Raw genomic sequence first — 17475 nt, forward strand, 5'->3', positions numbered from 1 at the left:
ATCGCAATTCGAGCCGTGCCGTGAAACCGATCGCGCGCCCCGTGTACCTCAACCTGTACCGCATCCATTTGCCGCTTGCCGGCTGGGTGTCGATCCTGCATCGGGCATCGGGTGTGCTGCTTTTCCTTGCCTTGCCCTTGGGGGTGTGGGCTTTGTCGGCATCCTTGACCGGGGAAGTCGGTTTCCGGCGTGTGGCGGGCTGGCTAACGCTGCCACCGGGCAAGCTGCTGGTGCTGCTGTTGATCGCGGCGTTTGCCCATCATCTGTTTGCCGGCCTGCGCCACCTGGCGCTGGATGCGCACTGGGGCGTGGGCCTGCGGCGCGCACGGCAGACCAGCCTCGCGGTCCTGGCGGCAACGCTGGGCGTGACGCTACTGGCGGCCTGGAGACTCTTCGCATGAACGCATCCGGCGCCCATACCGGAACCGGAAGCTGGCTGATACAGCGGGCGACGGCCGGCGTGCTGGCGCTCGTGTTGCCGGGCTTGCTGGTTTATTTCCTGATCGCCCTGCCGGTCGATTTTGCCGGCTGGCGGGTTCTGTTTGCCCCGCTGTGGCTGCGCGTATCGATGCTGCTGGCGGGTTTGGCGCTGGCCTTGCATGCCTGGATCGGGATGCGCGACATTTTCATGGACTATGTCCGCCCGGTGGGTCTGCGGCTGGCGCTTTATCTGGCTGTGATCGGCACGCTGGCGGCCACGCTGGTCTGGCTGGCGGCGGTGTTGTGGGGCGTGGCATGAACCGGCGCCGTTTCGATGCCCTCATCATTGGCGGCGGCGGGGCGGGCCTGCGTGCGGCGCTGCAGCTCGCGCGTTCGGATTTCACCGTTGCCGTTGTCTCGAAAGTTTTCCCGACGCGTTCGCATACGGTGTCGGCGCAGGGAGGCATCACGGCGGCGCTCGCCAACGTCGACGACGACCGCTGGGAATGGCACATGTACGACACGATCAAGGGCGGCGACTGGCTGGGCGACCAGGACGCGATCGAGTTCATGTGTCGCGAGGCCGCTTCAGCAGTTTACGAACTGGAGCACATGGGCCTGCCGTTTTCGCGGCTCGACAACGGCAAGATCTACCAGCGGCCGTTTGGCGGTCAATCCAAGAACTTTGGCGGCGAGCAGGCCACGCGCACCTGCGCCGCCGCCGACCGCACCGGGCACGCGCTGCTGCATACGCTGTATCAGCAGAACATTAAGAACCGCACCCAGTTTTTCGACGAATACTTCGCGCTCGACCTGCTGCGCGACGCCGAGGGCTATTGCCTCGGCGTGACGGCCATGAGCATCGAAACCGGCGAGCCCATCGTGATCGAAGCGCGCACCACGCTGCTCGCCACCGGCGGGGCAGGGCGCGTGTTCTGGAACAGCAGCAACGCCATGATCAACACCGGCGATGGCCTCGGCATGGTGTTGCGCGCCGGGCTGCCGCTGCAGGACATGGAGTTCTGGCAGTTTCATCCGACCGGTATCGCCGGCGTCGGCTGTCTGATCACCGAGGGCGTGCGCGGTGAAGGCGGCTATCTGCTCAACAAGCACGGCGAGCGTTTCATGGAACGCTACGCGCCGCACGCCAGGGATCTGGCCGGGCGCGACGTGGTGGCGCGCGCCATCGCCATCGAGATTGCCGATGGGCGCGGCTGTGGACCGCGGGGCGATTTTGTCGAGCTCAAGCTGGACCATCTGGGCGAGGCGCTGATCGCCGACAAGCTGCCCGGCATCCGCGAGCTGTCGATCCGTTTTGCCGGCGTCGATCCGGTTCGCGCCCCGATTCCGGTCGCGCCGACCGCGCATTACATGATGGGCGGCATTCCGACCAATCTGCACGGACAGGTTGTCATTCCGGCGCGCTTCGGTCCCGAAGAGCCGGTTCCGGGCCTGTATGCCGTGGGTGAATGCGCCTGCGTGTCGGTGCATGGCGCGAACCGGCTGGGCGGCAATTCGCTGCTCGATCTGATCGTGTTCGGCCGCGCAGCCGGCCTGCACATGCAGGAATATCTGCGCGACAACCCTTACCCGCGCCCGCTGCCGGAATCGGCTGCCGAGCCTGGCCTGGCGCGGTTGGCGCGCTGGGAGATACCCGGCAGCGAGCGCGTGGCGGCGATCAGCGATGATCTGCGGCGCATGATGCAGGCGCACGCGGGGGTATTCCGCACCGACGCGGTGCTGCGCGAAGGTCTGGCCCAGCTCGACCAACTCGAACAACGCCTGCAGCACGCCGGCTTGCAGGACCGCAGCCGCGTATTCAATACGGCGCGCATCGAAGCGTTGGAACTGGAAAACCTGCTCGACGTGGCACGCGCCACCCTGGTCTCGGCGATCAACCGCACCGAGAGCCGCGGCGCGCACACGCGCGACGATTTCCCGCAGCGCGACGACGCGCACTGGCTGAAGCACACGCTGTACTCGCGGGCAGCGGATCAGGTGGATACCAAGCCGGTACGCTTGAAGCCGCTGACCGTTGAGTCGATCAAACCCAAAGAGCGGGTGTATTGAGATGAAATTCCGCCTCTATCGCTTCCATCCCGAGTCCGGTGAAAAGCCCTTCATGCAGGATATCGAGCTCGACATCGAGCCTGCCGGCAAGATGCTGCTCGACGCCTTGCTGGCGATCAAGGCGCAGGACGAAACCCTGTCGCTGCGGCGTTCCTGCCGCGAAGGCGTGTGTGGTTCGGATGCGGTGAACGTCAACGGCAAGAACCGGCTGGCGTGCATTACGCCGCTGTCCGAACTGAAGCAGCCGATCGAGGTGCGGCCGTTGCCGGGCCTGCCGGTGATCCGCGATCTGATCGTCGACATGGAGCCGTTCTACAAGCAATACCGTTCGATCAAGCCTTACCTGATCAATGACGCGCCCGAGCCGGAAGTCGAGCGCCTGCAAAGTCCGGCCGACCGCGCGCTGCTTGATGGCGCCTACGAATGCATTTTGTGCGGCTGCTGCACCACTGCGTGCCCGTCGTTCTGGTGGAATCCGGATACCTTTGTGGGTCCAGCCGGCTTGCTGCAGGCCTATCGCTTCATCGCCGATTCACGCGACGAGGCGACGGCCGAACGGCTCGATAACCTGGAAGATCCGTACCGGCTGTATCGTTGTCGCGGCATCATGAATTGCGTTGATGCCTGTCCCAAAGGCCTCAATCCGACCGAGGCCATCGGCCGCATCAAGTCGCTGCTGGTGAAGCGGCGTGTCTGATTCATCTGTCAGCGACCGCATTGCCTGGCACTGCCGCCGCGGATTGCTCGAGCTCGATCTCTGGCTGGGTGGCTTTTGGGATGCGCACCGCGCTACACTTCAACCTAATGAGACAGCCGCGCTCGAGCGGCTGCTGACGCTGTCGGACATGGAGATTGCAGACCGGCTGCAAGGCAGGGCGCCCGTGGGCGATGCCGAACTTGCGGCGATTGTTCAATGCCTGCAACACTTTCGGGCTGCAAAATAAATGGAATTGCAATGAAAAAAACCGCCACACTCACTTTCAGCGACGGCAGCCCGTCGATCGAATTGCCGATCGAGCAGGGTACCTACGGCAAGCCGGTGATCGACATCCGCGCCCTGGCCGCACAAGGCTACTTCACCCACGACCCCGGCTTCACTGCGACTTCGAGCTGCAACTCGGCCATTACCTATATCGACGGCGACGAAGGCCTGCTCTATTACCGCGGCTATCCCATCGAAGAGCTGGCGTACAAGTCGGATTACATGGAAGTCAGTTATCTGCTGCTGCACGGTGAATTGCCGACGGCAGAGCAGAAAATGGCATTCGTGCAGTCGATCCGTCATCACACCATGCTGCACGACCAGATGGAAAATGTATTTCGCGGTTTTCGCCGCGACGCGCATCCGATGGCGGTGATGGTCAGCGTTACCGGTGCGATGTCGGCGTTTTATCACGAGGACATGAACATCTTCGATCCGAAACAACGCGAGATCGTGGCGCACCGCTTGATTGCTAAAGTGCCGACGGTGGCGGCCTGGAGCTTCAAGTACAACGAAGGCCAGCCTTTCGTGTATCCGCAAAACCGGATGTCCTACGCCGAGAATTTCATGCACATGATGTTCTCGACCCCGTGCGAACCCTACGAACCCAATCCGGTGCTGGCGCGTGCGCTCGATCGCATTTTCATCCTGCACGCCGACCACGAGCAGAACGCCTCGACCTCCACCGTGCGTCTGGCCGGTTCCAGTGGCGCCAACCCCTACGCCTGCATGGCCAGCGGCATGGCTTCGCTGTGGGGACCGCTGCATGGCGGCGCCAACGAAGCGGTGCTGAAAATGCTCGACGAAATGGGCGACATTTCGCGCATCCCCGAATTCATCGCGCGCGCCAAGGACAAGTCCAGCGGCTTCCGTCTGATGGGCTTCGGCCACCGCGTCTACAAGAACATGGACCCGCGCGCGCGCATCATCCGCGAAACCTGCTACGAGGTGCTCGACGAACTCGACCTGCGCGACGACCCGCAGTTCAAGATGGCGATGGAGCTGGAGCGCATCGCGATGGAAGACGAGTATTTCATTTCGCGCAAGCTCTATCCCAACGTCGATTTCTATTCCGGCATCATCTTCCGTGCCATGGGCATACCCACCAGCATGTTCACTGCGATGTTCGCGCTGGCGCGCACCGCCGGCTGGGTGGCGCAGTGGAACGAAATGCTGTCCGATCCCGCGCACAAGATCGGCCGTCCGCGCCAGATCTATACCGGATCGACGCGGCGCGAATTCGTGCCGATGGATCGGCGCGGCGCCTGAGCCGCACGCTGCTCGCCGATGAGTTCATCCGACTGGTCACCAAGTTCTCCACTGTATGCCGGCAATGCGGCGTATCTCGAACAGTTCGGCGATGACGCCCTGGCCCCCTGGCTGGCGCAGGCCTTGCCGGGCCAGGAAACCTCGGATGCGGCGCAGGTTGCGGTGCTCCGGCTCATCAATGCCTATCGTTACCTGGGCGTGCGGCAGGCCGATCTCGACCCCTTGCGGCGGTTCGAGCCGCCCCCCACACCCGAACTCGATCCTGCTCATTACGATCTGATCGATGCGGACCTGGGACGCGATTTCGAGACCGGTTCGTTGTTCGGGGTGGGGCGCACCACGCTGGCCGACATCCTGCAGCGGCTGAACAACGCGTATTGCGGCCATGTCGGCATCGAGTACATGCACATCACCGATGTGGCGCGCAAACGCTGGCTGCAGGAGCGTTTCGAGTCGGCACAGGGCAACTACGGCGCGTCGATCCCGCTGAAAAAGCAGCTGCTGCAGCGTCTGACCGATGCCGAGACGCTGGAGAAGTTTTTGCATACGCGCTACGTCGGGCAGAAGCGCTTTTCGCTGGAGGGCGGCGAAAGCCTGATCCCGCTGCTCGATCTGGTGATTTCGCGCTGCGCCCGCCATGGCGCGAAGGAAGTCGTGATGGGCATGGCGCATCGCGGCCGCATCAACGTGCTGGCCAACATCATGGGGCGGTCGCTGGAAAGTCTCTACTCCGAGCCGCAGCCGGGCGATGGCGCGCCGCTGTCCGGCGACGTCAAATACCACCAGGGTTTTTCCACCGATGTGAGCATGCCCAACGGGCCGGTGCATCTGGCGCTGGCATTCAATCCGTCGCACCTGGAAATCGTGCATCCGGTGGTGCGTGGCTCGGTCCGCGCGCGGCAGGACCGGCGCGGCGACGTGCTCGGCTACGAGGTGGTGCCGGTGATCATGCACGGCGATGCCGCGCTGTCGGGGCAGGGCGTGGTGATGGAAAGCCTCAACATGTCGCAGACGCGGGGATTTCGCAATCATGGCGCGATCCACATCGTCATCAACAACCAGATCGGTTTCACCACCTCCGACCCGCGCGACGTGCGTTCGACCCTGTACTGCACCGATGTCGCCAAGATGGTCGAGGCGCCGGTGCTGCACGTCAACGCGGACGATCCCGAGGCCGTGGCGTTCGCGGTGCGCACTGCGGTCGACTTCCGCTACACCTTCCACAAGAACGTCTTCATCGACCTGGTCTGCTATCGCCGCCATGGCCACAACGAGCAGGACGAGCCGCTGGCCACCCAGCCCCTGATGTACCGCCGCATCCAGTCGCACCCCAGCACCCGCACCCTGTATGCGCAGCGGCTGGTGGACGAGGGCGTACTGACGCAGCAGGGCGCCGACGACATGGTCGACCGCTGCCGTGAACGGCTGGAACAGGGCGGCTCGCTGAATCCGCCGGCGGAATCCGACTTCAACCACATCTATGGCATCGACTGGGCGCGCTTCAGTGGCCAGCCGGAGAGCGAAGTGCCAACCGCCATTGCGTCGGAACGGCTGGACTTTCTTGGCGAGCGCATCACCACCCTGCAACACGAAATCGAATTGCATTCACGGGTGCAAAAGGTGCTCGATGACCGCCGCAAAATGCGCGCAGGCGAATTGCCGGTCGATTGGGGCTACGCTGAAAACCTCGCCTATGCCAGCCTGCTCGATACGGGCTACAACGTGCGCGTGTCAGGTCAGGATTCGGCGCGCGGCACCTTCTTTCATCGGCATGCGGTGTGGCACGACCAGAAGCGCGAACGCCGCCAGAGTGGCGTGTATATCCCGCTCGAACACCTGCACCCGCGGCAGGGCAATTTCACCATCATCGACTCGCTGCTGTCCGAAGAGGCGGTGCTGGCCTTCGAGTATGGCTACGCGACCGCCGACCCCGACACCCTGGTGGTGTGGGAAGCGCAGTTCGGCGACTTTGCCAATGGTGCGCAGGTGGTGATCGATCAGTTCATCACCAGCGGCGAAGCCAAGTGGGGGCGGCTGTGCGGCCTCACCTTGATGCTGCCGCACGGACTGGAGGGGCAGGGTCCGGAGCACTCCTCCGCCCGTCTCGAGCGCTTCCTGCAGCTGTGCGCGCAGGACAACATCCAGGTGTGCGTGCCCACGCTGCCCGCGCAGATGTTCCATCTGTTGCGGCGGCAGCTGGTGCGGCCTGCGCGCAAGCCCCTGGTGATCCTGACGCCCAAGGGACTGCTGCGCTATCCGGACTCCACGTCATCGCTAGCCGATCTGAGCGAAGGCGCATTTCGGCCTGTCATCGACGACCCACGCGTGCCGCTTCAGGCCAAACGCGTGGTGGTGTGCAGCGGGCGGGTGTGGTTCGATCTCGAGGCGGCGCGCGCGGCGCGGGGACTGGACGATGTCGCACTGATCCGGGTGGAACAGCTGTATCCCTTCCCTGAAATTGCATTCCGCGCGACGCTGAAGACCTATCCGCAGGCCGCAACTTTTGTCTGGGCGCAGGAAGAGCCGATGAACCAGGGGGCGTGGTACCAGACCCTGCACCATCTGAATCATTGCACGCCGAACCGGCAGAGCTTTCACTACACGGGCCGCCCGCCTGCGGCCGCACCGGCGTCGGGCCATCTTTCGCGCCATCGCGCAGAACTGGACGCGCTATTGAACGACGCGCTGGAGACACCGTATGAAAGTTGAAGTCCGCGTACCGATGTTGTCCGACTCGGTGGCGAGCGGCACCTTGCTGCCGTGGCGCAAGCAGGTCGGTGAAAGCGTCGCGCGTGACGAAGCGCTGGTCGATCTGGAAACCGACAAGGTGATCCTCGAAATCCCTGCGCCGGCCTCGGGCACGCTGGTCGAATTGCGCCAGCCCGAAGGCGCCGTGGTCAAGGCGGACGAGGTGGTGGCGGTGATCGAAACCCGTGAGGACCTGGCCGAGCCGGTCGTTCCGGTGCAGGCGGTCGCTGCGCCCGGTCCTGCGCCCGTCGCCCCGGCTGTTTCTGCCATCAAGGTGGAACCGCCGCCCGCCAGCGCGTCGCCTGTTACGAACATCCCGTTGCCGGTTGCTGAGCCTGTCATATCGAGCGGCGCGTTCCGCCGCGAACCGATGTCGCGCTTGCGTAGCCGCGTGGCCGAGCGTCTGCTTGCCGCGCAGCACAGCGCCGCCATGCTCACCACCTTCAACGAGGTGAACATGCAAGCGGTGAATGAACTGCGCCAGCGCCACAAGGCTGAGTTCGAGGTCAGGCACGGGGTCAAGCTCGGCTATATGTCGTTTTTCGTGCGCGCGGTGTGCCAGGCTCTGGCCCAGTTCCCCGTCGTCAACGCATCCATCGACGGCAACGACATCGTGTGGCACGGCGCTGCGGACATCGGCATCGCCATTTCCAGCCCGCGCGGATTGGTGGTGCCGATTCTGCACGGGGCGCAAGCCTTGTCGTCGGACGCGATCGAGCGCGCCATTGCCGATTTCGGGCAACGTGCACGCGAGAGCAAACTCACGCTGGACGACCTTTCCGGCGGCACGTTTTCCATCACCAATGGCGGCGTGTTCGGCTCGCTGCTGTCTACCCCCATCCTCAATCCCCCGCAATCGGCCATTCTGGGCATGCATGCCATCCAGGAACGCCCGATCGCTGAAAATGGCCAGGTGGTGATCCGTCCGATGATGTATCTGGCCCTGACCTACGATCACCGACTGATCGACGGCCGCGACGCAGTGCAGTTTCTGGTGGCGGTAAAGGCGGCGCTGGAGGCGCCCGATGCGCTGCTGACCCACGAATGAGTTGACGCTGCCAGCTGGCTGGCACGCCCATGTTCGGTTCAGTTTGTCTGGAAATTGCCGATATTCATGGCGATATCGTGAAATTGGGTGATTACGCTGTGAGTCGGGGTCAATTCATCGACAGGGGACAACAGGCATGAGCCTACCCTCTGCATTCATCAAGAACGTACCCGCATCGGCGTCGGCCAATGAGTCCTTCATTGACTACGCGTCCTTGCGTGCGCTGGTAGTGGATGACTATCCCGGCATGCGCAATGCCCTGCGGCTGACCTTGTCCAATTTTGGCGTGGTCAAGGTTCAGCTGGCCGCCAATGCGGCCGAGGCCTTGTTTCATGTCAAGAATAAGGATTTCGACTTCATCCTGTGCGACTTCAACCTGGGCGACGGCCGCGATGGCCAGCAGCTGCTGGAGGAGTTGCGCCACGGCAACCTGATTTCGCTGGAAACTGTTTTCATGATGGTGACGGCCGAGTCGTACTACGAGAAGGTTGTGGCGACCGCAGAGCTGGCACCGGATGACTACATGATCAAACCCTTCAGCGCGGAAATCCTGCGTAGCCGGCTCGACAACATTCTGTTGCGCAAGCGCGCTTTCCGCGAGGTGTATCGGCATTTCATGGCACAGGACCTGGAATCGGCGCTCGTGGCATGCGATGAAATGATGCAGAACCACCCTAAATACGTGGTCGATGCGCTGCGCTTCAAAGGCGAATTGCTGGTCACGCTGGGGCGTTTCGACGAAGCCGAGGCCTTGTACAAGCAGGTCATCGCGATGCGGGCCATTCCCTGGGCGCGCCTGGGGCTCGCACGGTCGCTGCATTTGCAGAAAAAGGAAGAGCCGGCGGAAGAAGAGCTGCGCGACGTGCTGGAACATGCACCCTCGATGGTTGCGGCCTACGACTTGCTGGCCGACGTGTGCCTGGCCAAAAAGGACGGCGCAGCTGCGCAGGCTGCGCTGGAAAAAGGCGTGGCGATTTCCGGCAAGACGGTTCGTCGCCAGCAAAAGCTGGGCGAGGTGGCCTATGGCAATGGCGATCTGGATGTTGCGCGCACGGCCTATACCAACACGCTGGAAAAGGGCCGCCACTCGATTTTTGTCACGCCTGCCGATCTGGGCAATCTGTGCCGGGTCCAGGTCGAGCAGGGCGATCTGAAAGCGGTTGCCGATACCCTGAAGAAGAATAAATCCAGCCTGCAGGGTAGTCCCGAAGGCAAGCTGGTCATGGCGGTGTCGCAAAGCATGATGCATAACCAGGCGGGCAATCTGCAGGAAGCGGTCAAGGCGCTGGACGAAGCCGCCGGCCTGCGTAGTGAGGGCACCCGCTGCGATCCGCAGATGATGCTCGATCTGGCTGGCGTGTGCATGGCCAATGGGCGCGAGGGCGAGGCTGACGGCATCGTTTCCGAAGTGGCCCGCAATGCGCATGACAGTGAATCCCTGTTGGCCAAGGCCCGCAAAATCTACGACGATGCCGGGCGCAGCGATGCCGGTGCCGCGGTGCTGGCTTCGGCAACCGCCGACGTGCGCAAACTCAACAACGAAGGCGTCGTGCTGGCACAGAAGGGCGACTACAAAACCGCCGTCGAAAAGCTGCTTACCGCCTGCGGCGAGGCGCCTTACAACCCGCGCATCATCATGAACGCGGTATGGGTGATCCTCAAATACATCGACCAGGTGGGCATGGACGAGAACATGATCAATATTGCCCGCAAGCATCTGGCCGAAGCCGAGCGCCAGGCCCCCGGGCATTCGCGTATTTCGGGGCTGCGCCTGCACTTGAAAGAAGTTGAAACGCGTTTTGGCATGAACCGGACATGAAATGGGGTGAACAGGGATGAAATTTGACGGTACCGCCCTTTATGCAGCTCTGATCCATGAGCTGAAAAACAACCTCGGCCTGCTGTCGATGACCCTCGACAGCATTCCGATGCAAGTCGAGCCGCAACACGACGGTACCGTGAATGACGCGAGGCTCCTGTGCCAGAGCGTGATCGACCGGCTGCAGCAGGCCTTGCTGCTCTACAAGGCCAATAACCAGCAGCTGCAGCCGACCATCGATGCTTACTCGCCGCATGATCTGCTGCACGAACTCGTGGAACGGGCTGGCGCCCTCTCCCGCGGGCGGCTGAACATAGACGCAGGGATGGCGGCGGATGTCCCCGCTGTCTGGTTTTTCGACCGCGAACTGATTGAGATGGCCCTGCTCAATGCGATCCAGAACTCGCTGGCCTATGCGCGTTCGATCATCCGCATCGAAGCCTCCATGGTCGACGGTTGCCTGTCGCTGTCGGTGCGCGACGATTCGGACGGCTATCCGGAACATATCCTGACCAGCGTGGCCACCAACACACCATACCGTGCCACGGGTACGGGTCTGGGCCTGCAATTCGCCCGGATGATTGTGCAAACCCATGAAAACCGGGGACGACTCGGCGAACTTCGGCTATACAACGAGTCGGGCGCGGTTTTCAGCCTGCTGCTGCCCTGAGCAGGCCAGCACATCGGCTTTCGGCTAAGCCTTACAGGCAAGGGGCTTGAAAATTCCAAGTCTCACCGCAAAATAGACAGCCTTATTCAGGTGTATTCCCGCTATGGCAACCAAGAGAGAAAGCGCTACCCTGCTGGAACCGGTGAGCGCAAAGGTCAAACCACCGCCTTTGTACAAGGTTTTGCTGCTGAACGACGACTACACCCCGATGGAGTTCGTGGTGCATGTTCTCAAGAAGTTTTTTGCTATTGACGAAGAACGCGCGACACAAATCATGCTCAAAGTGCATACTGAAGGTGTAGGCGTGTGTGGTGTATTTCCCAAGGATATTGCGAGCACCAAGGTTGAGCAGGTTGTGGATTTCGCGCGGCAGCACCAGCATCCGCTGCAATGTACGATGGAGGAGAGTTAAATGATTGCCCAGGAACTTGAAGTCACGCTGCATATGGCATTCATGGATGCGCGGCAAAAGCGCCATGAATTCATATCAGTGGAGCATCTGTTGTTGGCGATGCTGGACAATCCTTCCGCGATGGAAGTTTTGCGGGCGTGCGGCGCCAACATCGAGACCATGCGCGAGCAGCTTGATCATTTCATCACCGAGCACACGCCCAAGGTGGTCGCCGAGGGTGAGGTGGACACCCAGCCCACGCTCGGTTTCCAGCGCGTGATCCAGCGCGCCATCCTGCATGTCCAGTCGTCCGGCAAAAAGGAAGTGACCGGCGCCAATGTGCTGGTGGCGGTGTTCGGAGAAAAGGATTCCCACGCCGTTTATTTCCTCAGCCAGCAGGGCATCACGCGGCTGGACATCGTGAACTTCATTTCCCACGGCATCAGTAAAACGGCAAACAACGAGCAGCCTCCACGTGCGGACGAACCGGCCGAGACCAGTTCCGAGGCTGCGTCCGCTTCGCCGCTGGACAGCTTTGCGCTCAACCTGAACACCCAGGCGCTGGCAGGCAAGATCGATCCCCTGATCGGACGAGACCAGGAACTGGAGCGCGTCATCCAGACCCTGTGCCGCCGCCGTAAAAACAATCCCTTGCTGGTGGGCGAGGCGGGGGTGGGCAAAACCGCGATCGCCGAAGGACTGGCGCGTCGCATCATCGAAGGCTCGGTGCCGGAAATCCTGGCGCAAAGCACGGTGTATGCGCTGGACATGGGCGCTTTGCTTGCAGGCACCAAATACCGCGGCGATTTCGAGCAGCGCCTGAAAGGGGTGCTGAAGCAACTGGCGGATAACGACAAGGCCATTCTGTTCATCGACGAGATTCACACCCTGATCGGTGCGGGCGCGGCGTCGGGCGGCACCCTGGATGCCTCCAATCTGCTCAAGCCCGCCCTGTCTTCGGGGCAGTTGCGCTGTATTGGTGCGACTACGTACGCCGAATATCGCGGCATTTTCGAGAAAGATCATGCCTTGTCGCGGCGTTTTCAGAAAGTCGATGTGCCCGAGCCTTCGGTCAATGAAACCGTGGCGATCCTGCGCGGGCTGAAGTCGCGGTTCGAGGATCATCACGGCGTCAAATATACTGCCGCCGCGTTGACGACCGCTGCCCAGTTGTCGGCGCGGTATATCAACGACCGCCATCTGCCCGACAAGGCGATTGACGTGATCGACGAAGCCGGCGCAGCGCAGCGCATTCTGCCGAAGTCGAAGCAGAAGAAGGTCATTACCCCGCGCGAGATCGAGGACATCATCGCCAAGATTGCGCGTATTCCGCCCAAAACGGTTTCCCTGAACGACAAGAACGCGCTCAAGACGCTGGATCGCGATCTCAAGGCCGTTGTGTACGGGCAGGACGCTGCGATCGACATGCTGGCCGCGGCCATCAAGATGTCGCGCAGCGGCCTGGGCAATCCGCAAAAACCGATCGGCAATTTCCTGTTTTCCGGCCCCACCGGCGTCGGCAAGACCGAAGTCGCACGCCAGTTGGCCTATGTGCTGGGAGTTGAGCTCATTCGCTTCGACATGTCCGAATACATGGAGCGTCATGCCGTATCGCGCCTGATCGGCGCGCCCCCTGGCTATGTCGGATTCGACCAGGGCGGATTGCTGACCGAGGCGGTTAACAAACAGCCCTATTCGGTTGTCTTGCTCGACGAGGTTGAGAAAGCCCATCCGGACATCTTCAACGTGTTGTTGCAGGTAATGGATCACGGCACCCTGACCGACACCAATGGGCGTAAGGCAGATTTTCGCAATGTTGTGCTCATCATGACCACCAACGCGGGTGCGGAAGTGCTCAACAAGGCGTCGATCGGTTTTTCCAACTCGCGCGAAAGCGGCGACGAGATGGGCGAAATCAAGCGCATGTTCACCCCTGAGTTCCGGAACCGTCTCGATGCGATCATCCCGTTCGCATCGCTGACCGAGCCGATCATCCTGCAGGTGGTCGACAAATTCCTGATGCAGCTGGAAGAGCAGCTGCACGAGAAAAAAGTCGAAGCGGTATTCACCGACGCCCTCAAGGCCTATCTGGCCAAGAACGGTTTTGACCCCCTGATGGGCGCGCGCCCCATGGCGCGACTGATCCAGGACACCATCCGCAAGGCACTGGCCGATGAATTGCTGTTCGGCAAGCTGACGCAGGGCGGACGGGTGACGATTGATCTGGATGCCCACGAGAAGATCAGCCTCGAGTTTGAAGAGGCCGTTCCGGCCTGAAGCCGTCAAGTTTTGTGCATGCGCAGCCGTTAGCGGTTAATCGGCGGGCGCGTGCCGGCATGTTGTATTTTCAGCTTCGCTGAGCATACGGATTAGCCAAGCGCGCCTGCTAGACCCCCGTCTACAAAAGGAACGCGCATGAACTCCATTCAGGTGATACGACTCGCGGCTGCGACTCTGGCCATTTTGTTGCCGCTCACCGCTCACTCCGCTGATGCTACGACTGCTAATGCGGCCCCGGAAAGCGCCACACTGTCCTCAGACGATATTTCCGCGATCAGCGAACGTATTCGCCAGACCGGCGCCAAGATGCGCGCCGATCTCAAAGAGGCGAGGGCGCGCCTGGACGCCCAGAAGGCCGAAGAAGCCAAAAGGGAAGCGGCCGCCAAGGCCCAAGCGCAGCGAGAGGCGGCGCAGCAGGCGGAGCTGCATAAGCGTCAGGTCGCTCTTGAAAAGCAGCGCGCGCAGGAAGCCCAGAAAAAGGCCGAGACCGAGCGCTTGTCCGCTTTGGCTGCGCAGCGTGCTGAGGAAGACAAGCGGGCGAAAAAGGAAAAAGCCGCCCAAGCGCTTGAAGCGGCCCGCAAGTCAAAAGGCGTGAGCGCTTTTGCTGAGGAGGACAAGCGGGCGAAAAAGGAAAAAGCCGCGCAAGCGCTTGAAGCAGCCCGCAAGTCAAAAGGCGTGAGCGCTTTTGTCGAGGGCACGCCCTGATATTGCGGCCCATGCGTCATGGAATGGTTTTCCATGACGCATGGGCCGGCGCTGTACTCACTTGCGGGTGAATGGACTGGTGCGGGGAAATCATGAGTGGAAAAACAAAAACGGCGCATAAAGCGCCGTTAAAAGCCCGGTGTGGCTGGAGGAGGAGCACCCGGGGTAAACCCCGTACCGGACACAATCTACAAGGGAAATCTACTAAGCGCCGTATCGTTCAACACAGCACCAAGCATTGAAATAAGTATCGGCGTTGTTCGCGCTTTCTTGAATGGTATTTTTGTTCAGGGCTTCACTTGCCGAGGCCTGGTTAATCCCGCACCATGTCGGCCATTCGTCCATCCGGCGAAGCCGGGTGCATAGGGTATTCGAACGCTTGCAACAAGGCAGTAGTCTGGCGGTGGCAGACTTCTGATAATTGATTAATTTGATGACGGACCTTCAATATATGACTCCCATCCATCCCGTGATCCTGTCCGGTGGCTCCGGTACCCGCCTGTGGCCCTTGTCGCGCGCGGCCTTGCCCAAGCAGTTGTTGCCGCTTGCAAGCGATTTCAGCCTGCTGCAGGACACCGTTACCCGCCTGGCCAACATGCCGGAGATGGCAGCGCCGCTGATGGTGTGCAATGTCGAACATCGCTTCATGATCGCCGAGCAGATGCGGCAAATAGGCTCGGCCCCGCGCGCGATCGTGCTGGAGCCGGTGGGGCGCAATACGGCGCCGGCCATTGCTGTCGCGGCCTTGATGCTGTCGCGCGACGACCCTGATACCTTGATGCTGGTGCTGCCTGCCGACCACCTGATCGGAGATGTCGGCGCTTTTCATGCGGCGATCCGGGTCGCTGCGGCGGCAGCGCAGAAGGGGCATCTGGCTACATTCGGCATCGTTGCGGCCAAGCCCGAGACGGGTTATGGCTATATCCGCAAGGGCGCGCCACTGGCCGATGCTGCGGGTGCGCATCAGGTTGCCGCGTTTGTCGAGAAGCCCGATCTGGTCACCGCGCAAAAGTATGTGGATTCCGGCGAGTATTTCTGGAACAGCGGCATGTTCCTGTTCCGCGCGAGCGATTTCCTGAAGGAATTGCAGGACTTGCGTCCCGATATCCTCGATGCCAGCCGTGCTGCGCTGGATGCAGCGACACTGGATCTCGATTTCGTGCGTCTTGATCCGGCGGCTTTCGAAGCCTGTCCCTCCGACTCGGTCGATTATGCCGTGATGGAACACACCCAGCGTGCTGCGGTCGTGCCTGCCGACATGGCCTGGAACGACATTGGTGCATGGACCGCCTTGTGGGATGTGGCGGACAAGGATGAGCAGGGCAATGCCTGCCGCGGCGACGTGATGCTGGAAAACGCTCATAACAATTTTGTTCGCGCCCAAACCCGTATGGTCGCCATGCTGGGGGTGTCGGATCTGGTCGTGGTGGAGACCGCCGACGTGGTGCTGGTCGCTCACAAGGACCAGGTGCAGGACGTGAAGAAGCTGGTCGATCGCCTGAAGGCAGAAAAGCGCTGCGAGCATCTGATCCACAAGCAGGTGTATCGCCCCTGGGGCTGGTACGAGGGGATCGACGAAGGCGAACGCTTCCAGGTCAAACGCATCATGGTCAAGCCGGGCGAGAAACTCAGCCTGCAGATGCATCATCACCGTGCCGAACACTGGATCGTCGTGTCGGGCACGGCGCGCGTGACCTGTGGCGAGAGCGTGGCGCTGCTTTCCGAGAACCAGTCCACCTATATTCCACTGGGGACCTCGCACCGCCTGGAAAACCCCGGCAAGATCGACCTGCACATGATCGAGGTGCAGTCGGGCACTTATCTGGGAGAAGACGACATCGTTCGCTTCGAGGATATTTACCAGCGAAGCTGACCAGCCCGGCCTGAGCTACCCTGCCGCGGGTGCAATGCCCGCAGCCGTTTTTCTTCTGCAATTCACCTTTTAATTCAAAGGTTTGTTCGCGCATATCCGATGCTGCCCACGGATTCGTGCGGGCAGCTTGCCGGATTACGTGTAAGACAAACACCAAGACAACGTTGGGTTATTTTCTGTCAGTTTATTAGTTCTTTGTCTGTATTATCTTTCAAGGGTGTCGACCGATAACGATTTCACAACGCTGACTTAAGTGCGAATTCGAAAATAATTCTACGAAGCAAGGACAGACAACATGAAACTCGACGAAATGATGGACGAAATCCGTGATGTCAACCTCAACTACCTGATGCTGGCACAACACATGATTCAACACGACAAGGCGGCAGCCGTCTTTCGTTTGGGCATCAGCCAGGATGTGGCCGACCTGATCGAAACCTTGACTCCGGCCCAAGTGCTGAAGCTGGCCAGCTCGGGCATGCTGGTGTCGCGTTTCCGCTTCGATGACGGCCTGGTGCTCAACATGCTGACGTCTTACACCAAGGACCGGGCGCTGGCGCAGTCGCATGCAGCGATCCTGATGGCAGGGCAGGCGGCTTTTGTCTGATTTCGGGTCGGGTGTTTCGAGGAGCGTTCAAATGAGTAAAAAAAGTCTGTTGACCGAAATGCGCGACACCCAGCTGGCGATCGAAATGATCGAACTGGGCGCCCGTCCGCAGGTCTTGGAGTCGGAGACCTCGCTGTCGCGCGAACGCCTGCTCAAGCTCTACAAGGAAGTCAAAGGCGTGTCGCCACCCAAGGGCATGCTGCCGTTTTCGACCGACTGGTTTCTGACCTGGCTGCCCAATGTGCATTCCTCGCTGTTCATCAATATTCATCGTTACCTCGTTAAAAACAGCGAATGCAGCGGTATCGAAGCAATCCTCAAAAGTTATCGGCTGTACCAGGAATATCTGCACTCCAACCAGATCGAAGAAGTCTTGAGCTTTACCCGTGCCTGGACGCTGAACCGGTTCTTTGAAAGCCGCATGCTCGAAACCGCGGCCTGCAGCTGCTGCGGCGGCAATTTCGTGGTGCATCCCGACGACCTGCATAGCCATTACGTGTGCGGCCTGTGCAACGTCCCTGCACGCGCCGGCAAAACCCGCAAAGCCAAGGCAGAAGCCGAAGCACAAGCCGTTCTGGCCGCGGCCTGATACC

The 17475-nt window shown here is 61.1% G+C and carries 16 protein-coding genes; all 16 read left to right on the forward strand.

The annotated features are described in order from the left end of the window. Positions 1-20 precede the first annotated feature (20 nt). The 16 genes from sdhC to flhC all read left to right on the forward strand — a co-directional run bounded on the left by sdhC (position 21) and on the right by flhC (position 17471). Positions 21-401, forward strand: a complete 381-nt coding sequence (gene sdhC, locus IV098_RS05525) for a succinate dehydrogenase, cytochrome b556 subunit (RefSeq protein WP_296886822.1) — start codon at positions 21-23, stop codon at positions 399-401. After that, the gene (gene sdhD / locus IV098_RS05530; protein WP_296886824.1) at positions 398-739 is read left to right on the forward strand and encodes a succinate dehydrogenase, hydrophobic membrane anchor protein; all 342 of its coding nucleotides are present in this window, start codon (positions 398-400) and stop codon (positions 737-739) included. Before sdhC ends, sdhD begins: the two co-directional genes overlap by 4 nt. Beyond that, the gene (gene sdhA / locus IV098_RS05535) at positions 736-2490 is read left to right on the forward strand and encodes a succinate dehydrogenase flavoprotein subunit (RefSeq protein ID WP_296886826.1); all 1755 of its coding nucleotides are present in this window, start codon (positions 736-738) and stop codon (positions 2488-2490) included. The genes sdhD and sdhA overlap by 4 nt, the downstream gene beginning before the upstream one ends. 1 nt (position 2491) lies before the next feature. Continuing rightward, on the forward strand, positions 2492-3187 hold the full coding sequence (locus tag IV098_RS05540; RefSeq protein ID WP_296886828.1) for a succinate dehydrogenase iron-sulfur subunit: 696 nt from the start codon (positions 2492-2494) through the stop codon (positions 3185-3187). Continuing rightward, positions 3180-3434, forward strand: coding sequence for a succinate dehydrogenase assembly factor 2 (locus tag IV098_RS05545; protein WP_296886830.1), 255 nt, complete (start codon positions 3180-3182; stop codon positions 3432-3434). The genes IV098_RS05540 and IV098_RS05545 overlap by 8 nt, the downstream gene beginning before the upstream one ends. An 11-nt stretch (positions 3435-3445) precedes the next feature. Continuing rightward, on the forward strand, positions 3446-4741 hold the full coding sequence (gltA, locus tag IV098_RS05550) for a citrate synthase (RefSeq protein ID WP_296886832.1): 1296 nt from the start codon (positions 3446-3448) through the stop codon (positions 4739-4741). Between the two features lie 18 nt (positions 4742-4759). Beyond that, on the forward strand, positions 4760-7450 hold the full coding sequence (locus tag IV098_RS05555; protein ID WP_296886834.1) for a 2-oxoglutarate dehydrogenase E1 component: 2691 nt from the start codon (positions 4760-4762) through the stop codon (positions 7448-7450). Further along, positions 7440-8537, forward strand: coding sequence for a dihydrolipoyllysine-residue succinyltransferase (sucB, locus tag IV098_RS05560; RefSeq protein WP_296886835.1), 1098 nt, complete (start codon positions 7440-7442; stop codon positions 8535-8537). The genes IV098_RS05555 and sucB overlap by 11 nt, the downstream gene beginning before the upstream one ends. Positions 8538-8673: 136 nt before the next feature. Next, positions 8674-10356 (forward strand): tetratricopeptide repeat-containing response regulator, encoded by a 1683-nt coding sequence (locus IV098_RS05565; protein WP_296886837.1) that lies wholly within the window; start codon positions 8674-8676, stop codon positions 10354-10356. A gap of 16 nt (positions 10357-10372) precedes the next feature. Then, a complete protein-coding gene (locus tag IV098_RS05570; RefSeq protein WP_296886839.1) occupies positions 10373-11026 on the forward strand; it encodes a HAMP domain-containing sensor histidine kinase in 654 nt (217 codons plus the stop codon). Positions 11027-11129: 103 nt separating this feature from the next. Next, a complete protein-coding gene (gene clpS / locus IV098_RS05575; RefSeq protein ID WP_296886841.1) occupies positions 11130-11438 on the forward strand; it encodes an ATP-dependent Clp protease adapter ClpS in 309 nt (102 codons plus the stop codon). Next, positions 11439-13694: an ATP-dependent Clp protease ATP-binding subunit ClpA gene (gene clpA, locus IV098_RS05580; RefSeq protein ID WP_296886843.1), complete on the forward strand. Its 2256-nt coding sequence runs from the start codon at positions 11439-11441 to the stop codon at positions 13692-13694. 138 nt (positions 13695-13832) lie between these two features. Then, complete coding sequence (locus tag IV098_RS05585) at positions 13833-14402, forward strand: hypothetical protein (RefSeq protein WP_296886845.1); 570 nt, start codon at positions 13833-13835, stop codon at positions 14400-14402. Between the two features lie 451 nt (positions 14403-14853). Continuing rightward, positions 14854-16275, forward strand: coding sequence for a mannose-1-phosphate guanylyltransferase/mannose-6-phosphate isomerase (locus IV098_RS05590; RefSeq protein ID WP_296886847.1), 1422 nt, complete (start codon positions 14854-14856; stop codon positions 16273-16275). 295 nt (positions 16276-16570) lie between these two features. Further along, complete coding sequence (flhD, locus tag IV098_RS05595; protein WP_296886848.1) at positions 16571-16882, forward strand: flagellar transcriptional regulator FlhD; 312 nt, start codon at positions 16571-16573, stop codon at positions 16880-16882. 31 nt (positions 16883-16913) lie between these two features. Beyond that, positions 16914-17471 (forward strand): flagellar transcriptional regulator FlhC, encoded by a 558-nt coding sequence (gene flhC / locus IV098_RS05600; RefSeq protein WP_296886850.1) that lies wholly within the window; start codon positions 16914-16916, stop codon positions 17469-17471. Positions 17472-17475: the final 4 nt, after the last annotated feature.

This window comes from Thiobacillus sp., from assembly GCF_018780105.1.
Taxonomy (GTDB): Bacteria; Pseudomonadota; Gammaproteobacteria; order Burkholderiales; family Thiobacillaceae; genus Thiobacillus.